Here is a 9555-nt window from a genome sequence, read left to right as displayed (position 1 = left end):
TTCAGACGGCCCATCATGGATCGACCTCGTCGCGATTCGCGTCAACACAACGGAATCACGCTTGCCGGCTCGTCTCAACTGACTTTTGCAACAAAATCGGCCCTTAGCGGTCGTCACGGCAACGATGACGACGTGTTGGATTCACGGGGCATCAGACGTGGTCGGCAAGTCCGGCCCGGCATCCAGAGACATCCCTCCGTTGTCGCGATTGCCGCAATGGGCTTCATGTCGCGCGGCACTCTTCATCGGTACTTGGTGCTAAGTCCTCAGGACGCATTCCGCGGATGATCCAGTCCTTCGGCAGGATTTCGGGAAACCCCTCGGCCTCACGCCTTTGGCGGTTTGAGCCACGGTTAGCAGCTGCTTTTTGTAGGCATATCCGGAACGGGAACCTAGGCTTGCTGCCCGCCGTTATGCAATTCGTCTGCGGATCGCCTGGCTCAGGGCACGCCCCTGAAATTAGTAAGAAATCAATATGCTCAAAGAGACAAAGGAAGATCGATGACGTTGCGAGCTACGCCATCGGTCGACCGCACGTCCGTCCTTGACACCCTGGGCGATTTCATCCGTCGGATCGACGATCCCGATGCTCTTGCCTATGCCGCGGCTGAACTTCTCGGAAGCAGTCTGGGGGTCAGCAGGGCCGGCTATGGTACGGTCGATACATCGGCCGAGACGATCACCATAAGCCGTGACTGGAATGCGCCGGGCATATCGAGCCTGGCGGGCGTTCTTCGCTTCCGCGACTACGGTAGCTACATCGAGGATCTGAAGCGCGGTGAGACGGTCATCTGTGCGGATGCGGAGAAGGACCCTCGTATCGGCGAGCGTGCCGATGCTCTTAAAGCAATATCGGCTCGCGCCCTGGTCAACATGCCAATCTCCGAGTCCGACGGCGTTGTGGCACTCCTGTACTTGAACAACGCGGAGCCACGGGAGTGGACCGCAGAAGAACTCGAACTGGTGCGCGAAGTTGCCGAGCGAACCCGCACAGCTGTGGAACGTCGTCGGGCCGAGGTCGCTGTCAGGGAAAACGAGGCTCGCCTGACGTTTCTGGATGCCCTCAACAGGGAAACCGCCAAAACCAGAGACGCAGACGGCGTTTTAGCTGTGACGACTAGGATGCTTGGCGAACATCTGATGGTATCGAGCTGTGCCTACGCCGATATGGATCCGGACGAGGACGGCTTTACCATTCGGGGAGACTGGGCGGCACCGGGGGCAATGCACATTCTTGGGCACTATAGCCTGGCCGATTTCGGTCAAAAGGCCGTAACCGAGCTCGGAGCGGGCCGCCCCCTGGTCATCAATGACAATTCGAAAGAGATTGCGCCCGAAGAAGCGGCTACGTTCCAGAACATTGGAATCCGCGCTACGATTTGCATGCCCTTCGTGAAGGAAGGACGGCTGACAGCCTTGATGGCGATCCATCATCGGCAAGCGCACTGGTGGAGCAAGCGCGAACTCGCATTGCTTACAGAGGTGACCGAACGCTCGTGGGCGCACATCGAACGTGTACGGTCGGAGCAGGCAGCCCGGGAAGCGGCAGAGCGACTCGGCCTCGCCAACAAGGCTGCCGGCATAGGCACTTGGGACTATGATCCGGTCAATGACGTTCTGCGATGGGACGATCGTTGCAAAGAATTGTTCGGCTTGTCGCCTCAGGCGGAAATAAGTTACGAAGGCGCGTTCCTGAAGGGCTTGCATCCGGACGACAGGCAGCGTGCGCACGAAGCGGTCTCTGAAGCACTGGAGCCGCCGTCTCCCAAGCCTTATAACATCGAATACCGAACCATAGGTGTCGAGGATGGAACCGAGCGCTGGATCGCGGCGACCGGCGAGGCGATCTTTTCGGGAGGAAAGGCCGTCCGCTTCATCGGCACCGTTCTGGACATCAGTGCGCAGAAGAAATCCGAGCGCCATCTGCGCATACTGAACGACACCGGTGCTTCCGTGGCCCGCGAACGCGATCTCGAGAAGATAGTTCAGACCGTAACCGATGCCGGCGTCGAGCTCTCGGGGGCTCAATTCGGCGCCTTCTTCTACAACGTCCTTACACCGGACGGTGGAAGCTACATGCTCTATTCGTTGTCTGGCGTACCACGATCGGCATTCGAAAACTTCCCTATGCCACGCAATACGGCGGTCTTCGAGCCGACGTTCTTGGGTACGGGCGTGGTGCGATCAGACGACATCCTGAAAGATCCGCGCTATGGCAAGAATGCTCCGCGAAAAGGAATGCCGGAAGGTCACCTTCCCGTCAGGTCATATCTGGCGGTACCCGTAATTTCACGTTCGGGCGAAGTACTTGGCGGACTTTTCTTCGGTCACGCTGAGCCAAGGAAGTTTCAAATCGAGCACGAAACCACACTTCTGGGCATCGCCGGCCACGCCGCCACTGCGATCGACAACGCGCGCCTTCTGATGCGACTGGAGTCCCTCAATGCCGATTTGGAGCGACGCGTAGCCGAGGAGATATCGGAACGTATGAAGGCCGAGGAGCAGCTCCGGCAGTCTCAGAAGATGGAAGCTGTCGGTCAATTGACGGGCGGGATTGCACACGACTTCAACAACATGCTGGCCGTGATCATCGGCAGTCTGAATCTTGCCAAACGACGACTGGGCAAGGGAGAAATCGACGTGGACCGCTTCATCGAGGGAGCCATAGATGGTGCAAATCGGGCAGCCACGCTGACTCAGCGCCTACTGGCGTTTTCACGCCAACAGCCGCTTGCGCCCGAGGTCATGGACCTCAACAAGATGGTTGGCGGGATGAGCGAGCTGCTCGACCGGTCGCTGGGAGAACTCGTCCGTCTCGAGATGGTTCTGGCGGCCGGGGTTTGGCGGGTCAAAGCTGACCCCGCTCAGCTGGAAAGTGTCGTGCTAAATCTCGCAGTGAATGCGCGTGACGCCATGCCGAGGGGTGGCAAGCTGACGATCGAAACAAGCAATTCGTCTATAGACCAGAAGTATGCGCGTGAGTACGCGCTGACGCCCGGTCAGTATGTCCTGCTTGCCGTCACTGACAATGGCGTTGGAATGCCTGAAAACGTCCTTGGTAAAGTATTTGACCCATTCTTCACGACGAAGGAGGTGGGCAAGGGCACCGGCCTAGGTCTCAGCCAAGTCTACGGCTTCGTGCGGCAGTCGGGCGGTCACGTAAAGTTATATTCCGAAGTGGGAGTAGGAACGACGGTCAAAGTCTATCTTCCGCGCTTTTTCGGCGTCGAGGAGACATCGGGTGCGCCCGAGCCGAAGGCGAACATCGGCGCGAGCCTGCACAAAGAGACCATCCTAGTCGTAGAAGATGATGAGCGGGTTCGCAATATCTCGTCGGAAAGCCTGCGTGACCTGGGCTATACGGTCGTCGAGGCGGCAGGTGCTAAAGAGGCGATCAGAAAGATCGACGACGGACTCGTCCCGGATCTGCTCTTTACGGACGTGGTCATGCCCGACACGACAGGCGCCGAATTGGCGAGCCGGGCCTTAGAGCGATTGCCGGGGTTGAAGGTGCTGTTCACGACCGGCTATACGCGCAACGCCATTGTCCACAATGGCATGCTCGATGCCGGCAAACACTTGATTTCCAAGCCATTCAATATCGAAGACCTAGCGGCGAAGGTCCGCGGACTGCTCGATGAGATCTAGGTCCAATGCTGGTCTGTCCGACTTCGCACGAATCGCGCTGCCACGTTTGTTTGTTCAGTTCGGCGTAAACTCTCTGGTCCATCGGCTTGATAGCACACCCCAGAGACATGTCTGGAGCAAGAGGTAGTGCAGAAGTGGTCCGACTCAGAGGCCGACCCTGCCTTTGACCCGACTTCTTACAGCACGGTAAAGCTCACTACCGGGACCAGCCTGTGATTGAGCAGACACCAAGCCCTTTCGGATCCCAGCCCCTCCAAACCGCTCGAGGGCAAGCGCGTTGTGCGCTGAATATGGTCGCTGGAAGCTTCGGCGAAACTGACGGCCTCGCCTCGAAGTCGTCCGATGAAACCAGAGGAAACGCAGCAGCCGGCCAATCATCCGGGTTGCAAACGCGAGGGCCCGGCGACGATATCGGGAGATATCGAGGAAAAATCTTGCCTCACGACTGCATTCCCTGACTGCCGGTGGCTTTGGCTGCGCCCTGCACCGCCTGGTCACGCGGGTAAAAGCGAAAGCCTTTGAGCACCATCCGCAACGCATGCCAATGGATCCCCGCGATGACCTTCAATGTCAGCAACGGGTGACTGGCAAGAGCCTTGATCAGCGCGCCATCTGTCAACTCGTGACGCTTTCCCGACAGCGATGCCGCAATGACTGTATTGCCGTTCTCCTTGCCGTGGATGGACACCTCGACCCGCGCGGCCGGCGGCAGAACGCGAAATCCATATGACATGTCGCGCCGGTCCTACCAACTGAGTGACAGCGGGCGCACAATTGTTGCAACAGCTCTTTGCCATGTTGCTGCTCCTCATCGCGCGCATGGGCGCAGGAGCTCGACCCGAGACCTATTGTCGAAAGTATCAGCAAGCATCGCATCATCGCAGTCGTTCCCGCGAAACAGTTCACCAACGCGAGGTAGCCTTGCCGTAGACATAGAGCGCAACCAGCCCGACGGTCACCACCGTCGAGAAGATCAAGATATTTCGATCCCAATCGACTCGCTCCTTCTCGGCTCTTCTGAAAGCGAGAGCCGTGAATAGGGCTTTCAAGGCAACTCGGCGCATCGAAGCAGCCCTCCCAGTCCACACGATGTCACCGCCGTTCAAAGCCAGCTTGATGCAGCTCAAAGCATGAGGTCGGTTGGCGATGGGGCCCGCTATAGCGACAAGCATAACTGCCAAACAGCGCTCCCTCCGAGAGCGATTGGTGCAATTGCGCTCAGGCGTATGGCAGGCCCACTGCGCCTACGCTTGGCGGCCGGCTTCCTCGATACTTGACCTGCCTCAAAACGTACACGCTAGTTCGGGGCTAAACTGGTCTAAATCGGAGGCGACCAATGGACGAAACGTTCAGGCGGAAAATCCTTCGGCTTCTGGATCAGCACCGGACGACGAGGATCGCTACCCTACGATCTGACGGCTGGCCCCAGGTGACCACTGTCGGCTACGCCAATGATGGGCTCGTCATCTATTTCCTTTGCGGAGCGGACAGCCAGAAGGCAGCTAACCTGGCGAAGGACGATCGGGTCTCGCTAACGGTGGATGACGATCCCACGCAAGTGATGGACATCGTGGGCCTATCGATGGCGGCACGCGCGAAGCTCGTAACGAATCCCGCCGAATTCGAAAAAGCCTTGCACCTCCTGATCTCGCGGTATCCGAACCAGAAGGGCCTTGATCTCCCCATGCCGAACACTTCGGAGGTCTGCGTCTTCCGCGTGACACCCACGATTGTCTCCCTGCTCGACTACTCAAAGGGATTTGGACATACCGACCTGATCGCGTGCTAAAGAGCCGCATCCTGCGCTAAGGGCGAGTGCGCTCGATCATTCTGCTTTCCTTCGCCAGAACAGCTGATCGGCAGGCGGTTTTGGCGATGAGATGCCCGCCGGCGCTCGCGCGGTTGCTGTGAGTGCCCCAACCGCGAGTTGAGACGGAACATGTTCCGCAGCATGCGAGTCAACATCAGCCTCGTAATCCTGATCGCGCTATTAGCGTTGTTGCTCGTCCGCGTGCACAAGGCGGACGGATCTAAACTTGCTGCAGACAGCGCGTTGGAAGGACGTCGCCTCGCGGAAGCATGGTGCAAGCCGTGTCATGCAATCGAACCGCACATGCCTGGAATGTCGGATCAGGCACCGGGCTTCGCGTCAATCGCAAACAGGCATGGAACGACGGCACTTTCGCTGAAAGTGTTCCTGAAGACCAGCCACCAGAACATGCCGAACCTCGTCATCGCGCCCGATCAGGCCGACGCTCTCGCGAATTACATCCTTGGCCTAAAGACTCAAGACTAGAACGCTGATCGGCACGACCATGACCCTAAGCTCAGGTCTTAGCGAGCCCGGTCGGCTTGCACGGTCTCGAAGAACGCAACGATCGCATCGATCTGGTATTCGACGAGCTTTGGCTTAAGCATTGCCTGGTTCGGGCCTACGCGACGGTGGTTTGACGTCAATAGCTCTCGGATATCGTTGGCTGAAAAAGATGGCCGGCTGGCAATTTCGCTGAAGCTCGGCGCGGGAAGGCGAAAGGCTGGTTTTTCCCTTGAAGAATCCGAGATGACGTGACAGAGGCCGCAGGTCCCGCGAGCAAGCGCGCGACCCTGCGCGATTTGATCCGCGAACAGCTGATCGCTGAACGGCGAGTTGACCGGCACCTGGATGGTGATCGAACCGAATCCGCTGGCGCGGTGGCAGGCATTGCATCCGTTCGTGAGATCCGCGTAAGCCTTGGCGAAAGCTGCACCATCCTCCTGTTGGATCGCGCGATCCAGAGCTTGCAGCTGTTCGGTAGTTTGGGACGAGCGCAAGCTTTCGGGAGACGGCATTGCCTTCTGCAAGTTTGCCTGGATCTGTCGAACCTCATAGTTCGCCAATTCCCAATTGCTGAGCTTTCCGGCAAACCATAATTTGATGTGCTGGAACTGTAGCGCGATCATAAGGTCGGATAGCTGGGTCGACGTGCTGCCGGCCGACAAGTTCACCTGTGCTCCCGCATTGAATAGCGGGAGCATGGCAACAATCGTGACGGTCATCAACGTCTGGAACTTCATGACAGCGCTCGAAATGAGGAGGCACAACGGCATCAAGGCCAAGCTCGGCGTTGCTTCCGACCAGCACCTCTTAAGTCACGCGCACGTTACCAGAGCGCGGTCTCAACGCATCGACCAAGGACGTCGAACGATTTCCTTGTCGATCGGCCCAGGCGCAATCGATCAGGCGAATAGGTTCGTAAAAATGGTTCGGTCGACGACTGACGACTTCGTCCGGGCCGAAGCGACGGCGGTGACAAATTCACTCTTACAGTTCCAGCAGCGCCTGAGCTCTTGGGCCTCCTGCGTCGCAACCAGCCGGATCGCCAGCGCGGTACAATTGAGAACGAACAAGAACGACAGCCAAGACTAGGCTTCGACGTACGGGACGGCGAAGTTATCGCACATTGAGGTGAACGCTTGTTTTGCTTCAGCGCTCTCGAAGCAAAACTGCGTCCCTTCGTCGCCACGGTCCACCAGTCGATTTGTCTACCTCGTGCCATGCGGGACGCTTCCGCGCGCAATTGATCCAATTGCCTTCCGTAGGCTCGAACAATCACACAATCTCCAATTTGGACGCTCATCAACTAGCTAACCCCACTGCACGTCAATTCTTGCTGGCGTGTGCCTTGAAGCACTTTGATCAAAATCGAGAGTCCTTGACTGCACTTCTAGCGTCGTTGGACTTCGGACTCTTGCTCCATCTGCAAGATTCGAGCTCGTAGCGCGTCAAAGGTTTCTTCGGCAGCCTCGCTAAACAGCGGATCCTCATGATTCGTTGAGGCCGAAGCGATCTCAGTCCAATCTGAAGGCTTTAGAACCTTAAGGGCGGCGGGGAAGAAATCACGGTCTTCGGTCATGATGTGACGCCGCTCGCTCTCTATGAAATCGCGAACGATGTTGTTCACATTTTGCCTAAGAATCTCCCGATCCGCCAGAACACTGTCGATCGCCTGAGCGACGCGGCGCAAACGCTGGGTCCCTTTTTGGTGCTCAAGCGTTAGATCGCCAACCCTTGCCGCCGCGGCTGGATCTCGAAGCTTTAGTTTGGTAAAGACCAATTCTTCTTGGGGGTGATGATACAGCTCAGGATAGAGCTCGAAGTAGCTGATAATCGCGCGAATGACCTCATAGTCGGGGTTGTCCCCGCGATCGAAGATCTCAAGCTCGCGCTCAAGCACGGAGAGCAGCGTCTCAATGTTGCGGTGTTCCCGGGATAGACGCTCAATGATCATTGCAGCCTCCAACGAACCATTGAATGATGAAAGCTATCTTGAAAGCGATCCCAGTTTCTTGCGCTAGATCAAACACGGAGGACCGGCCCGTCGCGTCTTGCGGGACGCCATGCTGCTTTCTCGAGGGTCGGGGTAACTGCGGACCGCAGCAAGATCGAACGCGCCTGACGGCACACGAGGTCTCGTCTACGCCGTGAGTTCGCGTTCTCGTTGATGGTGCGACAACCGCCCGCTTCTAGACGCCGGTGCGCCTCGGCAACTTCAGCGAAGGAGATTCGCTCGACGACGCGCGGCTGAACGGCGCGAGCCGCCAACAGTTTGAAGAGCCGCGCCAGATCCTCCCGGAACCAGGCCGGATGCCGCGCCCGCATCAAATTGATCGAGTTGAAGTAGACCGCCTGCCGCCGGACAACCACCCCAACACATACAGGCGCGCCGTCCACGTCAAGATGCCGAACGCCTCGACCCGCAGGGGGAGGCGGCAGGCCTTGAGCCGGGCATGACCGTCTGGATCGGGAAGTAGCACCGAGCGTCGAAATCGGCATTCGCCGCAACGGCACCGAAAGTTTCGCCTGACTGGACGTGCGGCGGCGCGGCCTATCCAACCTCAAGATCGTGGATGATCGGTTTCAGACCGTCGGGCGTGATTTCGAGGCGCGCAAGCGTGATCGGTAGCTTGAAGCGTCGGCGTCCAGCACTGCCGGGATTCAGGTAGAGCAAGCCATCGACGGTATTGATCTTCGGCACGTGGGAGTGGCCCGAAACAATGACATCGATGCCCTGAGCCACGGGATCGATTTGCAGGGTGTTGAGGTCGTGCAGAACGTAGAACAACCGTCCTTCAAGCCGCACGAACTCGGTTTCGGCAAATTCGGTGGCCCACTCGCCCGTGTCCACGTTTCCTCTGATCGCCGTGACGGGGGCAATTCTCCGCAGCGCGGTGATGATCTCGGGATCGTCGATGTCGCCGCCGTGAATGATGTGGTCGACTTGGGCCAGCAAGCGAAGTGCCTCCGGCCTAAGCAGGCCGTGCGTATCCGAGATTATTCCGATCGTGAAGGTCATCGAAGCGTCCGGTTGAAGCACTTTATCGCGCGTTGGGCCGCGGCTTCCTGATGCACCGCCGGTGCCCCGGACATCAACCGTCTAAGCCGACTTCCGCCGCTGGCCCGTGGCGGGTTTCTTCGCCGCAGCTTCCCTCGCCGGCTTCTTGCCTTGGATCGGCATCAACATCTCTTTCTGGCCCGCCGCCACCTTGCGCGGTTCCTTGGCGGGCTTTGCTGCCTTCGCCGGCGCAGCCTCCCGATCGACGCTCTGGCGCAGTGCCTCCATCAGGTCGACCACGTTCTCGCCCTTCGGCCGCTCCTTCGGGCGGATGGTTTTGCCTGCGCGCTTCTGGTTGATCAAGTCGACCAGCGCGGTCTCGTAGTGATCCTCGAATTTCTCGGGGTCGAACGTGCCCGTCTTCTGGTTGACGATATGCCTTACGAGGTCGAGCATGTCCTTGGTGACTTTGACGTCCTGGATCTCGTCGAAGTATTCCTGCTCGGAGCGGACCTCGTAGGGGTAGCGCAGCAGCGCACCGACGAGACCCTTCTCCAACGGCTCGAGCGCGATAATGTGCTCACGGCTGGTGAGA

9 protein-coding genes and 1 pseudogene are annotated in these 9555 nt (G+C 58.4%); 4 read left to right on the top strand and 6 right to left on the bottom strand.

Translation table 11 applies throughout. The features are described from left to right. Positions 1 to 501 precede the first annotated feature (501 nt). On the top strand, positions 502 to 3648 hold the full coding sequence (locus CT676_RS42210) for a GAF domain-containing protein (protein WP_135217189.1): 3147 nt from the start codon (positions 502 to 504) through the stop codon (positions 3646 to 3648). 439 nt (positions 3649 to 4087) lie between these two features. Here CT676_RS42210 and CT676_RS42205 read toward each other — a convergent pair whose 3' ends face one another. Continuing rightward, positions 4088 to 4381: a DUF1365 family protein gene (locus CT676_RS42205; RefSeq protein ID WP_135217188.1), complete on the bottom strand. Its 294-nt coding sequence runs from the start codon at positions 4379 to 4381 to the stop codon at positions 4088 to 4090. A gap of 603 nt (positions 4382 to 4984) precedes the next feature. Here CT676_RS42205 and CT676_RS42195 point away from each other — a divergent pair. Both CT676_RS42195 and CT676_RS42190 read left to right on the top strand, forming a co-directional pair. Beyond that, entirely contained in the window at positions 4985 to 5437 is a 453-nt protein-coding gene (locus tag CT676_RS42195; protein WP_135217186.1) for a pyridoxamine 5'-phosphate oxidase family protein, read from the top strand. A 150-nt stretch (positions 5438 to 5587) separates the two neighbouring features. Then, on the top strand, positions 5588 to 5944 hold the full coding sequence (locus tag CT676_RS42190; RefSeq protein ID WP_063982720.1) for a hypothetical protein: 357 nt from the start codon (positions 5588 to 5590) through the stop codon (positions 5942 to 5944). A gap of 38 nt (positions 5945 to 5982) precedes the next feature. Here CT676_RS42190 and CT676_RS42185 read toward each other — a convergent pair whose 3' ends face one another. Then, positions 5983 to 6702, bottom strand: a complete 720-nt coding sequence (locus CT676_RS42185; protein ID WP_135217185.1) for a hypothetical protein — start codon at positions 6700 to 6702, stop codon at positions 5983 to 5985. Here CT676_RS42185 and CT676_RS42180 point away from each other — a divergent pair. Beyond that, the gene (locus CT676_RS42180) at positions 6674 to 7054 is read left to right on the top strand and encodes a hypothetical protein (RefSeq protein WP_135217184.1); all 381 of its coding nucleotides are present in this window, start codon (positions 6674 to 6676) and stop codon (positions 7052 to 7054) included. The genes CT676_RS42185 and CT676_RS42180 overlap by 29 nt on opposite strands. Before the next feature lie 298 nt (positions 7055 to 7352). Here the strand turns inward: CT676_RS42180 and CT676_RS42170 are convergent, their stop codons facing one another. The 4 genes and pseudogenes from CT676_RS42170 to CT676_RS42155 all read right to left on the bottom strand — a co-directional run. After that, positions 7353 to 7916: a hemerythrin domain-containing protein gene (locus CT676_RS42170; protein WP_135217183.1), complete on the bottom strand. Its 564-nt coding sequence runs from the start codon at positions 7914 to 7916 to the stop codon at positions 7353 to 7355. Positions 7917 to 7984: 68 nt separating this feature from the next. Further along, a complete protein-coding gene (locus tag CT676_RS42165) occupies positions 7985 to 8287 on the bottom strand; it encodes a zinc-binding dehydrogenase (protein WP_135217190.1) in 303 nt (100 codons plus the stop codon). A gap of 226 nt (positions 8288 to 8513) precedes the next feature. Continuing rightward, on the bottom strand, positions 8514 to 8981 hold the full coding sequence (locus CT676_RS42160; RefSeq protein WP_135217182.1) for a metallophosphoesterase family protein: 468 nt from the start codon (positions 8979 to 8981) through the stop codon (positions 8514 to 8516). Between the two features lie 81 nt (positions 8982 to 9062). Next, positions 9063 to 9555 (bottom strand): annotated as a pseudogene (locus CT676_RS42155) (Ku protein); the annotation flags it as partial.

This window comes from Bradyrhizobium sp. MOS001 (genome assembly GCF_004634465.1).
GTDB classification, from domain to species: Bacteria; Pseudomonadota; Alphaproteobacteria; order Rhizobiales; family Xanthobacteraceae; genus Bradyrhizobium; species Bradyrhizobium barranii.
This window is presented reverse-complemented; position numbering and strand designations above follow the sequence as displayed.